The organism is Rathayibacter sp. VKM Ac-2856, from assembly GCF_013205055.1.
Classification (GTDB): domain Bacteria; phylum Actinomycetota; class Actinomycetes; order Actinomycetales; family Microbacteriaceae; genus Rathayibacter.
Genome location: NZ_JABMLF010000001.1, coordinates 815048 through 837997, shown reverse-complemented (window position 1 = coordinate 837997; position 22950 = coordinate 815048). Strand labels below are relative to the sequence as shown.

Below are 22950 nucleotides of genomic sequence, written 5' to 3'. Positions count from 1 at the left end.
ATGGCCTTCGCCGCGTTCGCCTCCGGCTCGACCGGCACTCTCGAGCCGCCGGTCCGCCGACGGTCGACGATCGCTCTGGTGCTCCTGCTGCCGGGCATCGTCTACATGCTGCTCTTCTTCCTCACGCCGCTGATCTCGCTCGTGCTCACCTCGTTCCAGATCGAGGTGCCGGACGGCGACATCGGCGAGTACGCCCCGGGCTTCGCCTGGCAGAACTACCTCGTCGTGATGGCCGACTACTGGCCGCACGCCGTGCGCTCCTTCGGCTACGCGGTGATCGCGACGGTGCTCGCGCTCGTCATCAGCTACCCGCTCGCCTACTTCATCGGGGTGAAGGCCCGGCCGTGGCCGCTGCTGCAGAACCTGCTGCTCACCCTCGTGATCGCGCCGTTCTTCATCAGCTTCCTGCTGCGCACCCTGGCGTGGAAGCAGATCCTCGCCGACGAGAGCCCGCTCGTCCAGGCCCTCAAGGCCGTGGCGATCCTGCCCTCGGACGGACACCTCACGGGAACGCCGATCGCGGTCGTCTTCGGCATCACCTACAACTTCATCCCCTTCATGACGCTGCCGCTGTACACGACGCTGGAGCGGCTGGACACGCGGCTGCTCGAGGCCGGCTCCGATCTCTACGCCCACCCCGCCTCGGTGTTCTGGAAGGTCACCGTCCCGCTCTCGATGCCCGGCATCGTCTCCGGGACGCTGCTCACCTTCATCCCGGCAGCGGGCGACTACATCAACGCCAGTCGCGACTTCCTCGGCTCGTCGCAGACCTCGATGGTCGGCAACGCGATCGAGGCCAACTTCCTCACGCTCGAGAACTACCCGGCCGCGGCCGCGCTCTCGATCGTGCTGATGGCGGTCATCCTGGTGATCGTCGGCTTCTACGTGAAGCGCAGTGGAACGGAGGACCTCCTGTGACCGCCACCGCCGACCGTCCCGTCGCGAGCGCCCAGGAGGCGCTGGGCGCACCGCCGCCCGCCCCCGTCCGCGGTCCGCGGCGCTTCACGGGCCTGGGTCTGGGGGTCTACACCGCGCTCGCGCTGATCTTCCTGCTGATCCCCATCGCCTACACCTTCGTCTTCTCGTTCAACGACTCGGGCAAGAGCAATTTGGCCTGGCGCGGGTTCACCTTCGACAAGTGGGTCTCGGCGTGGACGAGCGAGGAGGTGATGACGGCGTTCGGCAACAGCCTGCTGGTCGGCGTCGTCGCGACCGTCCTGGCGACGGCTCTCGGCACGATGATCGCGATCGCCCTGGTGCGGTTCCGCTTCCGGTTCCGCTCCGCGATCAGCCTGCTGCTGTTCCTGCCGATGGCCACGCCCGAGGTGGTGCTCGGTGCCGGTCTGGCCGCTCAGTTCCTCGCGGTCGGCACCGAGAAGGGCCTGGTCACGATCATCCTGGCGCACACGATGTTCTGCATCAGCTTCGTCGTGGTCACGGTCAAGGCCCGCGTGGCGAGCCTGGATCCGCGTCTGGAGGAGGCGGGTCGCGATCTCTACGCCTCGCCGAGCCAGGTGTTCTGGCGGATCACCTTCCCGCTCCTGCTGCCCGGGATCCTCGCCGCGGCGCTGCTGTCCTTCGCGCTGAGCTTCGACGACTTCATCATCACGAACTTCAACTCCGGATCCGTGACGACCTTCCCGAAGTACATCTACATCGCGGCGGCCCGCGGCATCCCCGCGGAGGCGAACGTCATCGCCTCAGCGGTGTTCGTCCTGGCGATCGCCATCGTGGTCGTCGTCCAGGTGTCCTCCGCCGCACGGGCCAAGCGCCTCGCGAGGACGCAGTAGGACCGCGGCTCAGACGTACGACGCGCGGATCGCCCCGACCGGCTGCCCGCCGCCCGTGACCACGGGGTTGAGGCGCACGAGCACCTCGTTCGCCGCGGCGCGGTCGACGGTGCCCGCCTCGACCAGGAGCTTCAGGGCGACGACCGTCGCGGCGCGCAGACTGCCGTCGAGGATCTTGAGAGCGACGGTCGTGCCGTCGGGGGACGCCATCACCAGCACGCCCTCGGCGCCGAGCTTCGCGACCAGGCCCAGGCGCTCGATCACCACGGTGTTGTCGCGGCCCGGCCCGTCCAGCGCCCAGGCGTTCTCGAGGATCGCCTCGGTGAGCACGCCGGCCTGGCGGTAGAGCCCGAAGGGCGAGGCGGGGGAGGAGGAGACGATCCGCGAGATCCCCTTCGCCAGCGCGGTGAGCGGCAGCGCGTGCACGGGCGCGCCGCAGCCGTCGATGCCGGTGGCGACGACCCGCTCGCCGGTGAGACGCTCGATGGTGTCGACGATGTGCTGCTGCAGCGGGTGGGAGCGCTCGAGGTAGTCGTCGGTGCTCCAGCCGTTCTGCACGCAGGCGAGCAGCATCGCGGCGTGCTTGCCCGAGCAGTTCATGTAGAGCGGGTCGGCGCTGGCGCCGGCGCGCAGCAGCTTGGTGCGCGAGGCGGAGTCCGTCGGCCAGTCGGCCGGGCACTGCAGCGCGGTGTGGTCGAGTCCGGCGCGGAAGAGCAGGTTCTGCACCAGGGCGACGTGCTGCGGGATGCCCGCGTGGCTCGCCGTCGCGATGACCGCCTCCGCACCGCTCAGCTCGACGCCGGCGGTCATCACGGCGAGGGCCTGGAAGGGCTTCAGGCAGGAGCGGGGGAAGACCGGGGCCGTCGGTGTGCCCAGGCTGCGGGCGACGCGGCCGTCGGAGTCGAGGAGCACGGCCGATCCGGCGTGGCGCGACTCGACGAAGCCGGAGCGCTCGACCACCGCCAGTTCGACGGATTCGGCGAGGGTGAAGGTACCTGCGGACATCCCCCCATCTTGCCCGACGGCCCGGCGCCTCCTGAGCGGAGGGGCCGGGCCGTCGAGGGGAGGAGCGGGACTCAGAGGGTCGCGAACGCCTCACCGAGCACGGCGACCGCCTCGTCGAGCAGCTCGTCCGTCAGGGCGAGGCTCGGGAGGAAGCGCACCACATTGCCGTAGGTGCCGGCGCTGAGCACGAGCACGCCGTGCTTCGCGGCGTAGTCGATGATCGCGCCGACGGCAGCGGTGTTGGGCCGCTTGGTGGTCTGCGCGGTGCCCGGCTCGACCAGCTCGATCGCCATCATCGCGCCGATGCCGCGGACGTCGCCGATGATGTCGTAGCGCTCCTGCAGTGCGCGGAGCGCGGCGCCCAGGCGGGCTCCGATCCGGTCGGCCTCGGCGAGGAGGCCCTCCTGCTCGATCCGCTCGAAGACCGCGACCGCGGCGGCGGCGGCGACGGGGTTGCCGCCGAAGGTGCCGCCGAGACCGCCGGCCTGCGCGGAGTCCATGATCTCGGCGCGGCCGGTGACGCCGGCGAGGGGCAGACCGCCCGCGATGCCCTTGGCGGACAGCACGAGGTCCGGGACGAGCCCGAAGTGCTCGCTGGCGAACCAGGCGCCGGTGCGGGCCATGCCCGACTGGATCTCGTCGGCGACGAAGACGATGCCGTTCGCGGTGCACCACTCCTGCAGCGCCGTGAGGAAGCCCTGCGCCGGCACCATGAAGCCGCCCTCGCCCTGGATGGGCTCGACGACGAGGCAGGCCAGGGCGGAGGCGCCGACCGTCTTCTCGAGGTAGGAGATGGTCTGTTCGGCCGCCTCGGCGCCCGAGAGGCCGTCGTGGTACGGGTACGAGCTCGGAGCGCGGTGCACGTCGCCGGCGAACGGTCCGAAGCCGAGGCCGTAGGGGAGCGCCTTGAAGTTCATCGCCATCGTGAGGTTCGTGCGGCCGTGGTAGGCGTGGTCGAGCACCGCGACACCGGGACGGCCGGTGTGCTTGCGGGCGATCTTCACCGCGTTCTCGACGGCCTCGGCGCCGGAGTTGACCAGCACGGTCTTCTTCGCGTGGTCGCCGGGGGTGTGCTCGCCGAGCAGCTCCGCGACGCGGATGTACGGCTCGTAGGGCGTCACGGTGAAGAGCGTGTGGGTGAGGCGGCCGAGCTGGGCGGTCGCGGCCGCGACGACGGCGTCGTCCGTGTGGCCGATCGTGGTCACGCCGATGCCGGCGCCCAGGTCGATGAAGCGGTTGCCGTCGACGTCGACGAGGATCGCGCCGTGCGCGCGGTCGATGTAGACGGGCAGCGCGGTGCCGACTCCGGTGGGGACGACGGCCAGGCGGCGCTCGTGCAGCGCGCGGGATCGGGGACCGGGGATCTCGGTCGCGACGAGACGCTCCTGGGGGACGGCCGACGTGGGAACCTGGGGAGCGAGCGTGTCTGTCATGGTCCTCCGAGTGTACCCGCGGGCCTCGGAGGAGCAGGGGTCCAGACCGTCGAGACCGGCCTGAACCACGGCCGAGAAGGAGGGATCCGATGCGATCGGAGCACGATTACGCCGTTTCCGTCGTCTGGGAGGGCAACCGCGGCAGCGGCACCAGCGGCTACCGGGAGTACGGCCGCCAGAACGTCCTCGTCGCCGAGGGTCCGGCGCCCATCCTCGGCTCGGCCGACAAGCCCTTCCGCGGCGACCCGGACCGCTGGAACCCCGAGCAGCTCCTGCTCGCCGCCCTCGCGCAGTGCCACCTGCTCTCCTACCTCCACGTCGCCGTGAAGAACGGCGTCGTCGTCACCGAGTACGTCGACGACGCCCTCGGCCGGATGGTGCAGGAGGGCGAGGGCGGGCGCTTCGCCTCGGTCACCCTCCGGCCGAGGGTGCGGGTCGCGCACGAGTCGATGGTCGAGGTCGCGCAGTCGCTGCACGGCGAGGCGTCCCGGCTCTGCTTCATCGCGAACTCGGTCAACTTCCCGGTCGGGCACGAGCCGCGGACCTCGGCGGCCGACGCGCGCTGACCGCACGGGGTCGGCCGCGGGCGCTCAGCGCCGCTCGTGCGGCAGGGCTCGCCGGATGCGGTCGACGGTGCCGACCGGCGGCGACTCGTTGTAGACGCCCGCGGCCTCCTGGCCCGACAGCGCGTGGATCGCGGCCATCACCTCGTCGGTGGCGTGCCGGCGCGCGCGTCCGGAGTCGGCCGAGCCGTGCCGCGACAGATCGAGCGGATCGCCGAAGCGCACCGTGATCCGGTGCAGGCGCGGGATCCTGGAGCCCACCGGCTGGAGCTCCTGCGTGCCGATGAGCCCGACCGGGACGACCGGGGCGCCGGTGGTGAGGGCGAGCCAGGCCACTCCGGTGCGGCCCCGGTACAGGCGGCCGTCACGCGAGCGGGTGCCCTCGGGGTAGACCGCGAACGCCTCGTCGCGCTCGAGGATCGCGCGCCCGAGATCGAGTGCCTCCTGCGCGGCCTGGCCGGCGCCGCGCTCGACGGCGACCGCTCCGACCGCCGTGAAGAAGGAGCGCGAGAGAGCGCCGCGCGCCCCGGTGCCGGTGAAGTAGTCGGCCTTGGCGAGGAACTGCACCGGCCGGGGCGCCAGCAGCGTCAGCACGGGCGAGTCGATGAACGACAGGTGGTTGCTGGCGAGGATGACCGGACCGGTGCGCGGCACGTTGTCCCGGCCCTCGACGATCGGCCGGTAGATCATCCGACCGAGGCGGCTCATCGTGAAGCGGGCCACGCGGGCGGAGACGCCGATCCCCGGGGGTGTCGGCGGTGCGGGAGCGTCGTCGGTCGGCATTCGCCCGACGCTACCGGCGGGTGCATGCCGCTCGGGTCATGCCCCGCCGGGCGCTCCGGCCCCGCGCCGTCGCGACCCGACCCGAGGATCGACGCGGCGACCGCCCCGGTGGACGACCGCGGGCCGCCCCTCCCGAGGAGGAACGGCCCGTCGGTGCGCGGCGCGAGCTCAGTCGAAGGTCGCGAGCGCCTCCTCGATGACGCTCGCGGCGTCGTCGATCAGCTCCTCGCTGATGACCACGCTCGGCATGATGCGCAGCACGCTGTCCCAGCTGCCGGCGTCGAGGGCGATGACGCCGTTCGTGGTGACGTGCTTGAGGACGGCGGAGAGCGCCTCCGGGTTCTGCTTCTTCGTGCCGGGGTGCACGAGCTCGACACCGAACATCGCGCCCTTGCCGCGGACCTCGCCGACGACGGCGAAGCGGTCGGCCCAGTCGCCGATGCGGGCCTGCAGGGCGCGCTCGACGCGCTGCGCCTCGGCGATCAGCCCCTCGGACTCGATCGCCTCGAAGGTGGCCAGCGCGGCGGCGGTCGAGACGGGGTTGCCGCCGAAGGTGCCGCCGATGCCGCCGGGCTGCACGGCGTCCATGATCTCGGCGCGGCCGGTGACGGCCGCGAGCGGGAAGCCGCCGGCGATGCCCTTGGCCGAGGTGATGAGGTCCGGGACGACGCCGAAGTGCTCGATCGAGTACCAGGCGCCGGTGCGGGCGATGCCGGCCTGGATCTCGTCGGCGACGAAGACGATGCCGTTCTCGGTGCAGAACTCGGACAGCCGCTCGAAGTAGCCGGCCGCCGGGATGATGATGCCGCCGTCGCCCTGGATCGGCTCGACGAAGAGGGCCGCGAGCTCCTGGGCGCCGATGTGGGTGGTGATGTAGTCGATGGCGCGCTCGGCCGCCTCCGCGCCCGTCATGCCCTCGGGGTCGCGGAAGGGGTAGCTCATCGGGAGGCTGTAGATCTCGCCGGGGAACGGGCCCATGCCGGCGCGCTCCGGCCAGGGGCGGTAGGTCATCGCCATGGTCAGGTTCGTGCGGCCGTGGAAGGCGTGGTCGAGGGAGGCGATGGCTCGGCGGCCCGTGTGCTTGCGCGCGATCTTGACCGCGTTCTCGACGGCCTCCGCTCCCGAGTTGACCAGGATCGAGTGCTTCTCGAAGTCGCCGGGAGTGATCTCGGCGAGCTTCTCGGCGACCCGGACGTAGTTCTCGTAGGGGGTCACCGTGAAGAGGGTGTGGGTGAGCTTCTCGGCCTGCGCGGCGGCGGCCGCGGCGACCGCCGGGTGCGCGTGGCCGATGGTGGTGACGCCGATGCCGCAGCCGAGGTCGATCAGGCGGTTGCCGTCGACGTCGACGAGGACGGCGCCCGAGGCGTGGTCCATGTAGATGTTCGCGAGGGTTCCGGCACCGCGGGAGACGCTCGCGACGCGGCGCTCCTGCAGCGCGATCGAGCGGGGGCCGGGCAGCTCGGTGACGAGCGCGCGGGACTGGGGGACCGAGAATTCACGCATTCCTCCATGCTAGGCGCGGCTCCCGGGGAGCGGGCCGGAGACGCTCCGTCGCGAGGCGACCGGGTGCGCGGCATGGAGCGATCGTTCAGGCGCGTCGAAGGCGCAGCCCGCAGGATGGACGGATCCCCCCGACGTCGTCCCGCTCCCTGCCGGGCAGGAAAGGTGCACCCGTGCGCAGAACCCTCGCGATCCTCGCCGTCCTCGGCGCCTCCCTGAGCCTCGCGGCCTGCACGGACGGCACTCCCGAGGCGACGCCGAGTGCGACCGCCACTCCGCTCTCCTGCATCGCCCCCGGCGACGCGTCCGACGCGGTGGAGGCCGCCGGCGACTTCGCCACGAAGCCGGTCACCGTCTTCCCGACCCCGATGAGCGTCGAGGCGACCGAGGGCACGACCGTCATCGAGGGCACGGGCGACGCGGTCGCCGAGGGCGACACGGTCCTCGTCGACTACACCCTCTACAACGGCACGAGCGGCGCCGAGTTCTCGGCGAGCAGCTACGCCTCGGGGGGCCGCGCCGCCTTCGAGGTCGACACCGACCAGTACCTCGCCGGCCTCGTCAAGGCGGTCAACTGCGCCACGGTCGGCTCGCGGGTCGTCGCGGTCGTCCCGCCCGCCGATGCGTTCGGCGACGCCGGCAGCACCGACCTCGGCATCGCCGCGGACGACTCCATCGTCATGGTCATCGACGTCGAGGGCATCGTCCCCTCGGCCGCGACCGGCGAGCCGCAGGCCCCGGTCGACGGACTGCCGACGGTGGCGCTCGCCGAGGACGGCGCCCCCACAGTGACGATCCCCGAGACCGATCCGCCGGCCGAGCTGCAGCTCGCGGTGCTGAAGAAGGGCGGCGGTCAGACCGTCGTCGACGGCGACTCGCTGATCGTGCAGTACCAGGGCGTCGTCTGGGGCACCGGTGAGGTCTTCGACCAGAGCTGGGGCAACGGCACGCCCGCGTCCTTCGGCACGGGCGACGTGATCGAGGGCTTCAAGGAGGCCGTGGTCGGCCAGACCGTCGGCTCGCAGGTGCTCGTGGTCATCCCGCCGGACAAGGGCTACGGCGAGGCGGGCAACACCCAGGCCGGCATCAGCGGCACCGACACGCTCGTGTTCGTGGTCGACATCCTCGCGGTGAGCTGACCCCGCTCGGCCGCACCGGGCCGCGGCCCCCGTGCCAGGATGGGCGGATGCGCAGGGTCATCATCCTCGGCTCGACCGGGTCCATCGGCACGCAGGCCCTCGACGTCATCGGCGCGAACCGCGACCGCTTCGAGGTCGTCGGGCTGGCGGCCGGCTCCAACCGCGAGGTCGTCGCGCAGCAGGCGCGCGACTTCGGCGTCGAGCACACCGCCTTCGGCGCCGCGGAGGCCGAGCAGCTGATCCGCTCGGTCGACGCGGACGTGGTCCTCAACGGCATCACCGGCTCCGTCGGGCTCGGCCCGACGCTCGCCGCCCTCGAGGAGGGCCGCACGCTCGCCCTGGCCAACAAGGAGTCGCTGATCGTCGGCGGCGAGCTGGTCACCTCGATCGCCGCTCCCGGGCAGATCGTGCCCGTCGACTCCGAGCACTCGGCCATCGCCCAGGCGCTGCTGGCGGGGGAGCACCGCGAGGTCCGCAGGCTGGTGCTCACCGCGTCGGGCGGGCCGTTCCGCGGGCGCGACCGTGCCTCCCTCCGCGACGTCACCCCGGCCGAGGCCCTCGCCCACCCGACCTGGGACATGGGCCTGGTCGTGACGACCAACTCCTCCACCCTCGTCAACAAGGGCCTGGAGGTGATCGAGGCGCACCTGCTCTTCGACGTGCCCTACGACCGGATCGACGTGACGGTGCATCCGCAGTCGATCGTGCACTCCATGGTCGAGTTCGTGGACGGCTCCACGATCGCCCAGGCCTCGCCGCCGGACATGCGGCTGCCGATCTCGCTGGGCCTGGACTGGCCGCACCGCGTCGCCGGCGTGGGCGTGCCGCTGGACTGGACCCGCGCGCAGTCCTGGACGTTCGAGCCCCTCGACGAGGAGGCGTTCCCCTCCGTCCGGCTCGCCAAGAAGGTCGGTGCCGCCGGCGCGTCGTACCCGGCCGTCTTCAACGCGGCCAACGAGCAGGCCGTGCAGGCGTTCCACGCCGGTCGGATCGGCTACCTCGACATCCTCGCGACGGTCGAGGCGGTGGTCGACGCGCACACGGTCGAGGGCGAGCTGACCCGCGAGTCGCTGGCCGACGCGGAGACCTGGGCGCGCCGGACCGCCGACGCGCGGATCGCCGCCGCCTGACCTTCTCCGCAGCAGCACCGGCGCGCTGATCGGACGCTCTTCGCGTTCCTCCAGCGCCTCTCCAGCCGAGGGGGGACCCCGCGGCCTACAGTGACCGAGTGGAATCCGTGCTGCTCTTCGTCCTCGGCGTCGTCATCATCGCCGTGGGCGTGATGCTCTCGATCGCTCTGCACGAGGTCGGGCACCTCGTTCCGGCGAAGCTGTTCGGCGTCAAGGTGACGCAGTACATGATCGGCTTCGGCCGGACGCTCTTCTCCTTCCGCCGCGGCGAGACGGAGTACGGCGTCAAGGCGCTGCCGCTCGGCGGCTACATCGCGATGATCGGCATGTACCCGCCCAAGCACCCGGGCGACCGGGTCGGCGAGTCGAGCACCGGCTTCTTCAACGGACTGAACGGCAACGAGTCGGCGCCCGATCCCGAGCCCCGCCGCGGCGGCTACGCGACGATGATCGACGAGGCCCGCGCCGCCAGCGCCGAGACCATCGGCGAGGGCGAGGACCACCGCGCCTTCTACCGCCTCGCGGTCTGGAAGCGCGTCATCGTGATGTTCGGCGGGCCGTTCATGAACCTGGTGATCGCGACCGTCCTCTTCACCGTCCTGCTCTGCGGGATCGGCGTCGCCCAGAACACCTCGACGATCTCGAGCGTCTCGCAGTGCGTCGTCCCGGCGAGCGACACGACCACCGAGAGCTGCTCCGCCGACGACCCGCTCGCGCCCGGCGCGGCGGCCGGCATCCTGCCCGGCGACACGATCACCGCGATCGACGGCGCGCCCGTCTCGTCCTGGAACGACCTCACCCCGATCATTCGCGCCTCGGCGGGCGTCCCGCTCCGCGTCGCCGTCGACCGCGACGGCGAGAGCCTCACCCTGTCGATCACCCCCGCCGAGAACGAGGTGGCCGTCACCGACGACGCCGGCAACGCGGTGCTCGACGCCTCCGGCGCGGTCGAGACGCAGACCGTCGGCTTCATCGGCATCTCGCCCACCCAGGCGCTCGTGCAGCAGCCGATCACCGCCGTCCCCGAGACCGTCGGGGAGAACGTCGCCAGCGTCGCCCACGTCATCCTCAACCTGCCCCAGCGCCTCATCGACGTCGCCCAGGCCGCCTTCGGCACCGAGGCGCGCGACGCGAACGGCCCGATCAGCGTCGTCGGCGTCGGCCGCATCGCCGGCGAGATCGCCGCGTCGGACCAGCTCCCCGTCGTCTCCAAGGTGCAGACGATGGTCGGCGTCCTCGCGTCCCTCAACGTCGCGCTCTTCGTCTTCAACCTCGTCCCTCTCCTGCCCATGGACGGCGGACACATCGCCGGCGCGCTCTGGGAGGGCCTGCGCCGCCGCATCGCCAAGCTCTTCGGCCGGCGCGACCCGGGACCCGTCGACATCGCCAAGCTGCTGCCGCTCACCTACGCGGTCGTCCTGCTGCTGGGCGGCATGAGCCTGCTGCTCATCTACGCCGACATCGTCAAGCCGATCACCTTGTTCTGAGTTGTCTTGCGAGCCGGTCCCTGCCCGGCTCGCCGCGGTCGGGCTGTGCTTGTTCGACGCCGGTCCCTGCCCGGCGTCGCGCGGTCGGCTTCGCGACGGGTGGGGTGGGGAGGAGCGGGTCGCGGGCGGCTGGCGCGAATCGCTGGCACGCGATTCGCGCGTTCGCCTTCAGCGTGGCGCCGGTCCCAGCCCGGCTCGCCGCGGTCTGGCTGTGCTTGTTCGACGCCGGTCCCTGCCCGGCGTCGCGCGGTCGGCTTCGCGACGGGTGGGGCGGGGAGGAGCGGGTCGCGGTCGGCTCTCGCGAATCGCTGGCACGCGATTCGCGCGTTCGCCTCGGAGGTGGTGCCGAAATTCTGCTCGGCTAGCCGCGGAGGTCTGTGCGATCTGCAGGAGAGGGGGCGGGGAGGAGACGGGCGGACGGGGGTGGACGCCTGGTGGGCGGGGGATCGCCTGCGGATCGGACGTCGACGGGGCGCTCGCTCGGGGAGGGGGGAGGGCCGGTGCGGCTCCGCGGAGATCGGTGGGACCTGGGAACCGGGGGAGCGTCGGCGGCGGGCCGCGCGGCGCGCGTACGATGGGGCGCGTGCCTGCTGTGAATCTGGGTTTGCCCAAGGTCCCCGTGACCCTCGCCCCCCGCCGGAAGACCCGTCAGATCAAGGTCGGGAAGGTGCTCGTCGGCGGTGACGCCCCCGTCAGCGTGCAGTCGATGTGCACCACGCCCACCACGAACATCAACGCGACGCTCCAGCAGATCGCCGAGCTGACCGCCTCCGGCTGCGACATCGTGCGCGTCGCCGTGCCCAGCCGCGACGACGCGGAGGCGCTGCCGATCATCGCGAAGAAGAGCCAGATCCCCGTCATCGCGGACATCCACTTCCAGCCGAACTACGTCTACGCGGCGATCGACGCCGGCTGCGCGGCCGTCCGGGTGAACCCCGGCAATATCCGCAAGTTCGACGACCAGGTCGGCAAGATCGCGGCCGCCGCGAAGGCCGCGGGCGTCTCCATCCGCATCGGCGTCAACGCCGGATCGCTCGAGCCCAGCCTCCTGCAGAAGTACGGCAAGGCGACCCCCGAGGCGCTCGTCGAGAGCGCCGTCTGGGAGGCGAGCCTCTTCGAGGAGCACGACTTCCACGACTTCAAGATCTCGGTCAAGCACAACGACCCGGTGATCATGGTCCAGGCCTACCGCCAGCTCGCCGAGCGCGGCGACTGGCCGCTGCACCTCGGCGTCACCGAGGCCGGCCCCGAGTTCCAGGGCACCATCAAGTCGGCGACGGCGTTCGGCATCCTGCTCGGCGAGGGCATCGGCGACACCATCCGCGTCTCGCTGTCGGCTCCGCCCGCCCAGGAGGTCAAGGTCGGCCTGCAGATCCTGCAGTCGCTGAACCTCCGCGAGCGCAAGCTCGAGATCGTCTCCTGCCCGAGCTGCGGCCGCGCGCAGGTCGACGTCTACACGCTCGCGAACGACGTGACCGCCGGCCTCGAGGGCATGAGCGTGCCGCTGCGCGTCGCCGTCATGGGCTGCGTCGTCAACGGACCGGGTGAGGCGCGCGAGGCCGACCTCGGCGTCGCCTCCGGCAACGGCAAGGGCCAGATCTTCGTCAAGGGCGAGGTCATCAAGACGGTCCCCGAGTCCGAGATCGTCAAGACGCTGATCGAGGAGGCCAACCGCCTGGCCGCCGAGATGCCCGCTGACGACACCTCGACCGGCTCCCCGGTCGTCGTCGTCTCGAAGTAGTCCCGGGCGCGGGCCGGCGCGACGCCGGTCCGCCGCCGCGACACGGGCGGGACACCCCGCCGCGGACTCCGGATAGGATCGTCCCTCGTGGTTACCCGTCTCTCGCACCTGTTCGTCCGCACCCTCCGAGAGGATCCGGCCGACGCCGAGGTCGCGAGCCACCGCCTCCTCGTCCGGGCCGGCTACATCCGCCGCCAGGCACCCGGCGTCTTCGCTTGGCTGCCGCTCGGTCTGAAGGTGAAGCGCCGCATCGAGGCGATCATCCACGCCGAGATGGCCGCCGCCGGTGCGCAGGAGGTCCACTTCCCCGCGCTGCTGCCCCGCGAGCCCTACGAGCTCTCCGGCCGCTGGACCGAGTACGGCGACGGCGTCTTCCGCCTGAAGGACCGCAAGGACGCGGACTACATGCTGGCGCCGACCCACGAGGAGTTCTTCACCCTCCTGGTCAAGGACCTCTACTCGTCCTACAAGGACCTGCCGCTGTCGCTGTACCAGATCCAGGACAAGTACCGCGACGAGGCGCGCCCCCGCGCCGGCCTCCTGCGCGGCCGCGAGTTCACGATGAAGGACGCGTACTCCTTCGACTACACTGACGCCGGTCTCGACGCGAGCTACCAGCTGCAGCGCGACGCCTACGAGCGCATCTTCCAGCGCCTCGGCCTCGAGTACGTCATCGTGCAGGCCGACGCCGGGGCCATGGGCGGCTCGCGCAGCGAGGAGTTCCTGCACCCGACCCCGGTCGGCGAGGACACCTTCGTCCGCTCGGCCGGCGGCTACGCGGCCAACGTCGAGGCGTACCGCACCCCCGTCCCCGAGGCGCTCCCGCTCGACGGGCTCGGCGCCGCGCGGGTCTTCGACTCGCCCGGCACCCCGACCATCCAGACCCTCGTCGACCTCGCCAACGCCCAGGAGCCGCGCGCCGACGGCCGCGCCTGGACCGCCGGCGACACCCTCAAGAACGTCGTCCTCGCGCTCGCCGCGCTCGACGGCACCCGCGAGCTCGTCGTCGTCGGCCTCCCCGGCGACCGCGACGTCGACCTCAAGCGCGCCGAGGTCGCCTTCGCGCCCGCCGAGGTCGAGGCCGCCACCGAGGAGGACTTCGCGAAGCACCCCGCGCTGGTCAAGGGCTACATCGGCCCGTGGTCGGCCGAGGGCGCCGTGCTGGGGGAGGAGTCGGCGAGCGGCATCCGCTTCCTGCTCGACCCCCGCGTCGTCGACGGCACCTCCTGGATCACCGGCGCCAACATCGCCGGCAAGCACGTGCTCGACCTCGTCGCCGGCCGCGACTTCTCCGCCGACGACGTCGTCGAGGTGGCGGACGTGCGGACGGGCGACGCGGCCCCCGACGGCTCCGGCCCGATCGAGACCGCCCGCGGGATGGAGATCGGCCACGTCTTCCAGCTCGGCCGCAAGTACGCCGACGTCCTCGGCCTCAAGGTGCTCGACGAGAACGGCAAGCTCGTCACCGTCACCATGGGCTCCTACGGCATCGGCGTGACCCGCATCCTCGCGATCATCGCCGAGAGCAACCACGACGACCGCGGGCTGATCTGGCCGGAGAACGTCGCGCCGTTCGACGTGCACGTGATCGCGACCGGCAAGGACCCGGCGGCGCTCGCCCTCGCCGAGTCGGTCGGCGCCTCGCTCGAGGCCGCGGGCCGCGACGTGCTGCTCGACGACCGCCCGAAGGTCTCGCCCGGCGTGAAGTTCGGCGACGCGGAGCTGATGGGCGTGCCGATGATCGTCATCGCCGGCCGCAGCGCCGCCGACGGGATCGTCGAGCTGTGGGACCGGCGGACCGGGGAGCGCGAGCAGCTGCCCGCCGCCGAGGCGCTCGCCCGACTCGGCGCCTGAGCCGACCCGTCCTCTCCGTCCGCGCCCGGCGCGGTCGGTTATGCTCAATGGTCCCGTCGCGCGGGCCCGGCTCTGGCCGCGGCGCCGCCGGCGCGGGACCGGATTTCGACGTGGTCGCGCTGCGCTGCCACGCCCCAAGTGAATAGAGAGAAAGGCCCGCCCGTGGACATCGACCTGAGCGTTCTGCGCCTGCTGGAGCGCGAGCGCGAGATCCCCTTCGAGGAACTCGTGCAGATCATCGAGCAGGCGATCCTCACCGCCTACCTCAAGCACATCGGCCAGGCGGACGACGCCGACAAGGCCACCGCCGTGGACGCCCGCGTGCACCTCGACCGCAAGACCGGGCACGTCAGCGTCTTCGTGCCCGAGATCGACGAGGAGGGCGCCGTCGTCGGCGAGTCCGAGGACTCGCCGCGCGACTTCGGCCGCATCGCGGCCTTCGCCGCCAAGCAGGTCATCAATCAGCGGCTGCGCGACATCGGCGACGAGAAGGTCCTCGGCGAGTTCAAGGGCCGCGAGGGCGACATCGTCGCCGGCGTCATCCAGCAGGGCCCCAACCCGAAGATGATCCACGTCGACCTCGGCTCGATCGAGGCCATCCTCTCTCCCGAGGAGCAGGTGCCGGGCGAGGACTACAGCCACGGCCGCCGCATCCGCGTCTACGTCACGAGCGTCAGCCGCGGCACGAAGGGCCCGTCGGTCCAGGTCTCGCGGACGCACCCCTCGCTCGTCCGCAAGCTCTTCGCCCTCGAGGTCCCGGAGATCGCATCGGGCGTCGTCGAGATCGTCTCGCTGGCCCGCGAGGCCGGCCACCGCACCAAGATCGCCGTGCGCGCGACCGAGCCCGGCGTCAACGCCAAGGGCGCGTGCATCGGCGAGCTCGGTCAGCGCGTCCGCGCGGTGACCGCGGAGCTCAACAACGAGAAGATCGACATCGTCGACTACTCCTCCGACCTGCCCACGTTCGTGGCCAGCGCGCTCTCGCCCGCCAAGGTGACCAGCGCCTTCGTCATCGATCAGAGCCTCAAGGCCGTCCGCGCGCTCGTGCCGGACTACCAGCTCTCGCTCGCCATCGGCAAGGAGGGCCAGAACGCCCGACTCGCCGCCAAGCTCACCGGCGCCAAGATCGACATCCAGCCCGATTCGGTGATGGACGGGGAGTGATCCCCTCCATCGGCGATGCGGGGAGGCACTCCCGCGAACGAGGGAGTACAGTGGAACCCGTCAGAACGTGCGTCGGCTGCCGTCTGCGCGCCCCAAGGGCCTCACTTCTGAGGCTCGTCCTCCCCTCGAACGTCCTCGTGGTCGATCCGCGAGCCGTCCGTGCTGGGCGGGGAGCGTGGCTGCACGACGCGTACGACTGCTACGAGCTCGCGGAGAAGCGCCGCGCGTTCAGCAGGGCGTTCCGGACGCGCGAGAGCGTGGACGCGAGCGCCGTGGAGCAGTACGTCACCCGTGACCTGACCGGCTCGGCTCCTCATCCGGAGGAACCGGCCAGGCGAACGATCACACCGCAGAGAGAACAGGTAGAACGGCCCGTGAACTGATCATGAGCAACGACTGATGAGCGGCTCGAAATGAGATCCGTCCGTTTGTGATGGCCTGCCCCGTCTTGGGCGCAGGTCCGAGACAGGAGAGAAGTGGCTAAACCACGCGTGCACGAGATCGCCGCCGAACTCGGCGTCGACAGCAAGGTCGCACTTGCGAAGCTGAAAGAACTGGGCGAGTTCGTCAAGGGACCGTCGTCCAGCATCGAACCCCCCGTCGCCCGCAAGCTCCGCCAGGCCCTCCAGGGCAGCGCGAGCGCGAGCGGAGCGTCGACCCCGTCGGCTCCCGCCGGCGGCACCACCACCACCGCGCGTCCCGGGGCTCCCCGCCCCTCCGGCGCGCGTCCGTCCGCGCCGATGCCCGGCCCGGCCAAGCCGCCCGCTCCGGCGCCGGCTCCGCCGATGTCGGTCGCCGAGCGCCAGGCCGCAGCCCAGGCCGCTCAGGAGGCCGCTGCCGCGGCCCGCGCCCAGGCCGCCGCCGCCGCCCCCGCCGCTCCGGCTCCGACCGAGGCCGCCGCTCCGGCGCCCGCGGCCGAGAAGCCCGCCGCAGCGCCCGCCTCGTCCGCCACCCCCGGCGGCCCGAAGCCCGCAGGCCCCCGTCCGGCTCCGGCGACCCCGCCGAAGTCCTCCGGCAGCACCCCCGGCGGCTCCAGCCGTCCCGGTGGCGCACCGCGTCCGGGCAACAACCCCTTCGCGAGCAACCAGGGCATGGGCCAGCGTCCCGCGACGCCCCCGCGCCCGGGCAACAACCCGTTCGCCAGCTCGCAGGGCATGGGCTCGCGCCCGACGCCCAGCAACATCCCCCGCCCCGCTGCTCCTCGCCCCGGCGCGCCCCGACCCGGCGGTCCCGGCATGGGCCAGCGCCCCGCCGGCTTCGGTCAGCGTCCCGGCGGTCCCGGTGGCGGAGCCGGTCGTCCCGGCGGCCCCGGCCGTCCGGCCGGCGGCGGCTTCCAGCGTCCCGGCGGCGCTCCCGGAGCGGGTGGCGGCTTCGCCCCTCGTCCCGGTGGCGGCGGCGGTCGCGGTCGCGGCCCCGGCGGTGGCACCGCTGGTGCCTTCGGTCGCGGTGGCGGCAAGAGCAAGGCCCGCAAGTCGAAGCGCACGAAGCGTCAGGAGTTCGAGCTCAGGGAGGCCCCGTCGCTCGGCGGCGTCAGCGTCCCCCGCGGCGACGGCAAGACGGTCATCCGTCTGCGCCGCGGCGCGTCGATCTCGGACTTCGCCGACAAGATCGAGGCCATGACCGGCGTGCCGGTGCCCCCCGGCAACCTGGTCACCGTCCTCTTCGCCCTCGGCGAGATGGCGACGGCGACCGAGTCGCTCGACGAGGCCACCTTCGAGGTGCTCGGCGGTGAGCTCGGCTTCAAGATCCAGGTGGTCTCGCCCGAGGACGAGGACAAGGAGCTCCTCGAGGGCTTCGGACTCGACCTCGAGCAGGAGCTCGAGGACGAGACGGACGAGGACCTCCAGATCCGTCCCCCCGTCGTCACCGTCATGGGTCACGTCGACCACGGAAAGACGCGCCTGCTCGACGCGATCCGCAACGCCAACGTCGTCGCCGGCGAGGCGGGCGGCATCACGCAGCACATCGGTGCGTACCAGGTCGTCGCGGAGCACGAGGGCATCGAGCGCCCGATCACCTTCATCGACACCCCGGGTCACGAGGCGTTCACCGCCATGCGAGCCCGCGGTGCCCAGGTCACGGACATCGCGATCCTCGTGGTCGCGGCGGACGACGGCATCATGCCGCAGACCATCGAGGCGCTGAACCACGCCCAGGCGGCCAACGTGCCGATCGTGGTCGCGGTCAACAAGGTGGACAAGCCCGACGCCAACCCGGCCAAGGTGCGCCAGCAGCTGACCGAGTTCGGTCTCGTCGCCGAGGAGTACGGCGGAGACGTCATGTTCGTCGACGTCTCGGCCCGTGCGGGCACCGGAATCCAGGACCTCCTGGACGCCGTGCTGCTCACCGCGGACGCCGGTCTCGACCTGCGCGCCAACCCCGACAAGGAGGCCCGCGGAGTCGCGATCGAGGCCAAGCTCGACAAGGGACGCGGTGCCGTCGCGACGGTCCTCATCCAGTCGGGAACGCTGCGCGTCGGCGACGCGATCGTCGCGGGAACGGCCTACGGCCGCGTCCGTGCGATGGCCGACGAGAACGGCGTCGCCGTGCTCGAGGCCGTGCCCTCGCGACCGGTCCAGGTGCAGGGACTCTCGTCCGTGCCCCGAGCCGGCGACACCTTCCTCGTCACCGAGGAGGACCGCACCGCCCGCCAGATCGCCGAGAAGCGCGAAGCCGCTCAGCGCAACGCCCTGCTGGCCAAGGCCCGCAAGCGCATCTCGCTCGAGGACTTCACCCGTGCTCTCGAGGAGGGCAAGGTCGAGTCGCTCAACCTCATCATCAAGGGCGACGTGTCCGGTGCCGTCGAGGCGCTGGAGGAGTCGCTCGTCAAGATCGAGGTCGACGACTCGGTGCAGCTGCGCATCATCCACCGCGGCGTCGGTGCGATCACGGAGTCGGACGTCAACCTCGCGACGATCGACAACGCGATCATCGTGGGCTTCAACGTCCGCCCCGACCCGAAGGCCCGCGAGCGCGCTGCTCGAGAGGGAGTGGACATCCGCTTCTACTCGGTCATCTACAACGCGATCGAAGAGGTCGAGAACTCGCTCACGGGCATGCTCAAGCCCGAGTACGAGGAGGTCCAGTCCGGTGTCGCCGAGATCCGCGAGGTGTTCCGCTCCTCGAAGGTCGGCAACATCGCGGGTGTCATCGTCCGCTCCGGCACGATCACCCGCAACTCGAAGGCGCGCGTCATCCGCGACGGCGTCGTCGTCGGGGACAACCTCGCCATCGAGTCGCTGCGTCGCTTCAAGGACGACGTCACGGAGGTCCGCACGGACTACGAGGCCGGTATCGGTCTCGGCAAGTACAACGACATCCAGATCGGCGACGAGATCGAGACGATCGAGATGAAGGAGAAGCCGCGAGGCTGAACCTGAAGCATCACTGGAAGGCCCGGGTCCGCCCGGGCCTTCCGGCGTTCGTGGGCGGCCCGGCTTCCGGGTCTCCGGCCTGAGTCTCTTCTGTGGGGTCGGGAGCTCACTCCCGTCCTCGCGCGACTTCCCGCGGGCCTTCGGCCCGCCCGCCAGGCCCGAGCCAGTCGCGCGAGGACGGGAGTGAGCTCCCTCCCTGCGGGAGGGTCGGGCGCTGCCGAGGGGCGCGCGTGGGCGGGTATCCGGGATCTGTCGCGTCGGGCATCTGGTGCCGCATGTCGGGGTGGGATGCCTGCGCGTGAAGAGGACCGGGAGTACGGGCGTCCGCGTGTACTGGCGTGAGGTGCGGGTGGGGTGCCTCGTCGCGGCTCCTGGCTCGGGTCTGGCGGGCGCGGCGCAGCCGCGCGGGAAGGAGTCGCGGCGAGGCACCCCACCCGCGCTGGCAGCGCCGCGCAGAACAGTGCGAGCGCAGAGCAAGCCCCCAGTGAGACGACCGGCAGGACTGCCGGGGAGTGGTTAGATGGCGAGCTGAACGGTTCGTCGAGAGAGATGAGGACCAGCCATGGCAGATCCGGCACGGGCGAGGAAGCTCGCCGAACGGATTCAGGTGATCGTCGCCAAGCGGCTCGAGCGCGGACTCCGCGACCCCCGACTCGGCTTCGTCACCATCACGGATGTGCAGGTGACAGGTGACCTGCAGCACGCCTCCGTGTTCTACACGGTCTACGGCACCGACGAGGAGCGCGCCGACTCGGCGCTCGCCCTCAAGGCGGCGACCGGCATGCTCCGCACCGAGGTCGGCAAGAACATCACGGCCCGGCTGACGCCGTCGCTCGAGTTCATCCTCGACGCGATCCCGGAGAACGCGAAGCACATCGAGGACCTCCTCGCGACGGCGCGCAACCAGGACACCCAGGTGCAGTCGCTCGCCGCGAAGGCGGACTACGCGGGCGACGCCGACCCGTACGTGAAGCCGCGCGAGGACGAGGACGAGGACTAGCCCTCGGGCCTGAACACCGCGGAGCCCGTGGCGACGTCGACCGATTCGAGGACGACGACGACACGGGCTCCCGGCGTCTGCGGGGTCGGCACGTCGACCGTGATCTCCGGGTCGAGCAGCTGCACCTGCGAGCGGGTCCTCGCCGTGGAGACGACGACGCCCTCGAAGGACGAGCCCTCGCGACCGCGCAGGATCGCGGCCTCGACGACGGCGGTGGCCGCGCGGGTGGCCGCTCCGGAGCGGCGGTCGCTCGCGGTCATCAGGGCGGGCAGCTCGGGGAGGGCCTCGCGGAGCCAGGACGGGAGCTCCGTGCCGGTGGAGACCGCGAGGCAGGTCGCCAGGCCGAAGCGGTCGACCAGGCGGCGCAGCGGCGCGGTGACGTGCGCGTAGGGCGCGGCGAGCGCGGCCTGGCGGGGCTGCTCGGGGGCGGTTCCGTCGAAGGCGGTGTAGCCGGCGCCGCGGAAGAGCGACGCCGCGGCCGACATGATCGCCAGCTGCGCGGGGTCGGCGGTGTCGAGGCGGCGCAGATAGGCGCCGTACTGCTCCTCGGCGCGCCAGGGGACGCCCAGGGCCTCGGTGCGGGTGCGGAAGGCGGCGACGGTCGCCTCGTCGGCCTCGGGCATGGTGCGGAGGATCCCGACTCCGGCGTCTAGCATCAGGGTCGCGGCGGCCATGCCGGTCAGCAGCGAGACCTGCGCGTTCCAGCCCTCGGCGGCGAGCGGGGCCCGGCGCTCGATCCGGTAGCCGCCGTCGACGGCGACGATCTCCTCCTCGGGCAGGGCGAGGCTCGCCCCGCCGCGCTCGGCCTCGCGGGCGAGACGCTCGGCGCCGAACCAGGGGAGCAGCGCGATCGAGGGGTGCGGGGCGCCCGCGTCGACGCTGCGCTGGACACCGGTGTAGTCGAGGCGGGCCGTGCTGCGGACGAGAGCGCGCTCGAGGCGGACGGAGCGCGGCGCGGCGCCCTCGTCGAGCTCGAGGGTCCAGACCAGGGCGCGCCGCTCGAGGTCCGGGAGCAGCGAGGCGGTGCCCTCGGACAGGACCGCCGGGTGCAGGGGGATGCGGCCGTCGGGGAGGTAGTAGGTCTGGCCGCGGCGGCGGGTCTCGGCGTCCAGGGCGCCACCGGGACGGACGACGGCGGGCACGTCCGCGATGGCGTAGCGGAGCACGACACCGGACGGACGGCGCTCGAGGTGCAGCGCCTGATCGAGGTCGAGCGAGCCGGGCGGGTCGATCGTGACGAACGGGACGGCCGTGAGGTCGATCCGGCTCGCATCGTCCGCGGTGCGGTCGGCCTGCTCCGCCTCCGCGAGGACCTCGGGCGGGAACACGCCCGGGAGGTCGTCCTCGCGGCGGGCGGCGGCGAGCGCACCGTCGAGCTCGGCGTCGGGGCGGGGGAGTCGGAGGCGTCGACCGGTCACGGCGCCACGCTACCGGGCCGGTCCGACACGGGCGGCGCTCAGGAGTGCGGGAGGAGGTAGCCGTCCTCCGGGGTGCCGGTCGCGAGGCCGTCGGCGAGCAGGCCGGCGAGGGCGCGGTCGCGCTGCTCCGCGTCCGGCCAGAGCGAGGCGATCTCGGCGGCCGTCACGGGGCCGTGCGCGGCGCGCAGCTCGGCGAGGACGAGGCCCCGCACCTGGCGGTCCGAGCCCTCCAACCTCTTCTGCCGGGCCTTCACCGGGCCGTCGTACGCGGGGTAGCCGGCGGTGCGCCAGGCGCAGGCGTCCCGGATCGGGCAGGCGTCGCAGCGCGGGGCGCGGGCGGTGCAGACGATCGCGCCGAGCTCCATCGCACCCGCGTTGAAGGCGGCCGCGTCCGCGAGGTCCTCGGGCAGCAGCGCCTCCATCGCGGCGAGGTCGGCCTTCGCCCGAGGCGGACCCGGCTCGGCGGCTCCGTCGACCGCGCGGGCGAGGACGCGCCGGACGTTCGTGTCGACGACGGGGTGGCGGTGGCCGAAGGCGAAGACGGCGATCGCGCGCGCCGTGTAGTCGCCGATGCCGGGCAGGGCGAGGAGCGTGTCGACGTCGTGCGGGACGACGCCGCCGTGCTGCTCGGTGATGGCGACGGCGCAGGCGTGCAGGCGCAGCGCCCGGCGCGGATAGCCGAGCGACTGCCAGGCGCGCACCGCCTCGCCGGGAGGGACGGCCGCGAGGTCCGCCGGGGTCGGCCAGCGCTCGAGCCACTCGGCGAGCCGGGGGATCACGCGGACGACCGGCGTCTGCTGGAGCATGAACTCGCTGACCAGCGTGCCCCAGGCGGGGAAGCCCTCCCGGCGCCAGGGGAGATCGCGTGCGCTGCCGTGGAACCAGTCGACGATCGCGGCGGCCAGCGGTGCGGTGGGCATCAGGTCACCCTAGGCGCTCGCGCGTATCGTGGACGAATGACGAAGTGGGTTCCGCAGAAGGCCGATGTGCTCGACGCGCTCGCGGCGGAGGTGCTGCACAACTACGGGCACGGCCGGGTCGCGGTCGGGATCGACGGCGACGATCCGGCGGTGTCCGCGGAGTTCGCGCTCGCCTTCGCCGACGCCCTCCGCCGGGCGGGTCGCGACGCCGTCGTCGCGCACCTCGACGACTTCCGCCGCCCACGGGCCGAGCGGGAGGATCCGTCGGTCCCCGAGGCGGAGCGCGCGTACGCCGCGGGCTACGACTACGAGCTGCTGCGCCGGGTGCTGCTCGATCCGTTCAAGCTCGGCGGGAGCGCCGGCTTCGTCCTCGCCGCCTACGACGGCGCCCGCGACGAGCCGCGGCAGGCGCGCTGGCGGACCGCCGGCCGCGACGCCCTGCTGCTCGTGGACGGCCCGTTCGCGCTGCGCCCCGAGCTGCGCGGCGCCTGGAGCACGTCGATCCGGCTCGACACGCAGGAGCCGCCGGTCGACGCGGCCTACCGCGCGAGCACCGATGCGCGTCGCCTCGCGGGCATCCTGGTGGACGTCCGCGATCCGGAGCACCCGCGCCGGCTCTTCGCCGACTCCTGCTGAGCGGCCGCTCCGC

At 72.3% G+C, this 22950-nt stretch carries 19 protein-coding genes; 13 read left to right on the top strand and 6 right to left on the bottom strand.

From position 1 onward, the window contains the following. Both HQQ82_RS03890 and HQQ82_RS03885 read left to right on the top strand, forming a co-directional pair. Positions 1-918 (top strand): ABC transporter permease, encoded by a 918-nt coding sequence (locus HQQ82_RS03890; protein WP_173231736.1) that lies wholly within the window; start codon positions 1-3, stop codon positions 916-918. A 92-nt stretch (positions 919-1010) separates the two neighbouring features. Then, on the top strand, positions 1011-1790 hold the full coding sequence (locus tag HQQ82_RS03885) for an ABC transporter permease (RefSeq protein ID WP_254071266.1): 780 nt from the start codon (positions 1011-1013) through the stop codon (positions 1788-1790). A gap of 9 nt (positions 1791-1799) precedes the next feature. Here HQQ82_RS03885 and HQQ82_RS03880 read toward each other — a convergent pair whose 3' ends face one another. Next, the gene (locus HQQ82_RS03880; protein ID WP_173231735.1) at positions 1800-2795 is read right to left on the bottom strand and encodes an asparaginase; all 996 of its coding nucleotides are present in this window, start codon (positions 2793-2795) and stop codon (positions 1800-1802) included. 71 nt (positions 2796-2866) lie between these two features. Beyond that, positions 2867-4228 (bottom strand): 4-aminobutyrate--2-oxoglutarate transaminase, encoded by a 1362-nt coding sequence (gene gabT / locus HQQ82_RS03875; protein ID WP_173231734.1) that lies wholly within the window; start codon positions 4226-4228, stop codon positions 2867-2869. Between the two features lie 89 nt (positions 4229-4317). Here gabT and HQQ82_RS03870 point away from each other — a divergent pair, with 89 nt between their 5' ends. Next, positions 4318-4794, top strand: coding sequence for an OsmC family protein (locus tag HQQ82_RS03870; protein WP_173231733.1), 477 nt, complete (start codon positions 4318-4320; stop codon positions 4792-4794). A gap of 24 nt (positions 4795-4818) precedes the next feature. Here HQQ82_RS03870 and HQQ82_RS03865 read toward each other — a convergent pair whose 3' ends face one another. Next, positions 4819-5499: a 1-acyl-sn-glycerol-3-phosphate acyltransferase gene (locus HQQ82_RS03865; RefSeq protein WP_254071265.1), complete on the bottom strand. Its 681-nt coding sequence runs from the start codon at positions 5497-5499 to the stop codon at positions 4819-4821. A gap of 243 nt (positions 5500-5742) precedes the next feature. Next, positions 5743-7077, bottom strand: a complete 1335-nt coding sequence (locus HQQ82_RS03860; protein ID WP_173231731.1) for an aminotransferase class III-fold pyridoxal phosphate-dependent enzyme — start codon at positions 7075-7077, stop codon at positions 5743-5745. A gap of 170 nt (positions 7078-7247) precedes the next feature. Between HQQ82_RS03860 and HQQ82_RS03855 the strand changes: the two genes are divergently transcribed. From HQQ82_RS03855 to rbfA, 9 genes are all read left to right on the top strand, one after another. Beyond that, positions 7248-8213: an FKBP-type peptidyl-prolyl cis-trans isomerase gene (locus tag HQQ82_RS03855; RefSeq protein WP_173231730.1), complete on the top strand. Its 966-nt coding sequence runs from the start codon at positions 7248-7250 to the stop codon at positions 8211-8213. A gap of 47 nt (positions 8214-8260) precedes the next feature. Further along, entirely contained in the window at positions 8261-9343 is a 1083-nt protein-coding gene (locus HQQ82_RS03850) for a 1-deoxy-D-xylulose-5-phosphate reductoisomerase (RefSeq protein WP_173231729.1), read from the top strand. A gap of 98 nt (positions 9344-9441) precedes the next feature. Continuing rightward, entirely contained in the window at positions 9442-10830 is a 1389-nt protein-coding gene (locus HQQ82_RS03845; RefSeq protein WP_367947799.1) for an RIP metalloprotease, read from the top strand. A gap of 583 nt (positions 10831-11413) precedes the next feature. Next, entirely contained in the window at positions 11414-12571 is a 1158-nt protein-coding gene (gene ispG, locus HQQ82_RS03840; protein ID WP_123445529.1) for a flavodoxin-dependent (E)-4-hydroxy-3-methylbut-2-enyl-diphosphate synthase, read from the top strand. Positions 12572-12658: 87 nt separating this feature from the next. Beyond that, positions 12659-14425, top strand: coding sequence for a proline--tRNA ligase (locus HQQ82_RS03835; protein ID WP_173231728.1), 1767 nt, complete (start codon positions 12659-12661; stop codon positions 14423-14425). 162 nt (positions 14426-14587) lie between these two features. Then, the gene (nusA, locus tag HQQ82_RS03830; protein ID WP_173231727.1) at positions 14588-15589 is read left to right on the top strand and encodes a transcription termination factor NusA; all 1002 of its coding nucleotides are present in this window, start codon (positions 14588-14590) and stop codon (positions 15587-15589) included. Then, the gene (locus tag HQQ82_RS03825; RefSeq protein ID WP_367947798.1) at positions 15586-15972 is read left to right on the top strand and encodes a YlxR family protein; all 387 of its coding nucleotides are present in this window, start codon (positions 15586-15588) and stop codon (positions 15970-15972) included. Before nusA ends, HQQ82_RS03825 begins: the two co-directional genes overlap by 4 nt. Before the next feature lie 93 nt (positions 15973-16065). Then, positions 16066-18963 carry a translation initiation factor IF-2 gene (gene infB, locus HQQ82_RS03820; RefSeq protein WP_173231726.1) on the top strand — a complete coding sequence of 966 codons (2898 nt, stop codon included), beginning with the start codon at positions 16066-16068 and terminating at the stop codon, positions 18961-18963. Positions 18964-19525: 562 nt separating this feature from the next. Beyond that, positions 19526-19963, top strand: coding sequence for a 30S ribosome-binding factor RbfA (gene rbfA, locus HQQ82_RS03815; RefSeq protein WP_123445535.1), 438 nt, complete (start codon positions 19526-19528; stop codon positions 19961-19963). Here the strand turns inward: rbfA and HQQ82_RS20510 are convergent. Then, complete coding sequence (locus HQQ82_RS20510) at positions 19960-21381, bottom strand: RNB domain-containing ribonuclease (RefSeq protein ID WP_173231725.1); 1422 nt, start codon at positions 21379-21381, stop codon at positions 19960-19962. The two genes, rbfA and HQQ82_RS20510, sit on opposite strands and share 4 nt — an antisense overlap. Positions 21382-21419: 38 nt before the next feature. Continuing rightward, positions 21420-22301 (bottom strand): A/G-specific adenine glycosylase, encoded by an 882-nt coding sequence (locus HQQ82_RS03805; protein WP_173231724.1) that lies wholly within the window; start codon positions 22299-22301, stop codon positions 21420-21422. 36 nt (positions 22302-22337) lie between these two features. Here HQQ82_RS03805 and HQQ82_RS03800 point away from each other — a divergent pair, with 36 nt between their 5' ends. Then, positions 22338-22937: a hypothetical protein gene (locus HQQ82_RS03800; RefSeq protein ID WP_173231723.1), complete on the top strand. Its 600-nt coding sequence runs from the start codon at positions 22338-22340 to the stop codon at positions 22935-22937. Positions 22938-22950 lie beyond the last annotated feature (13 nt).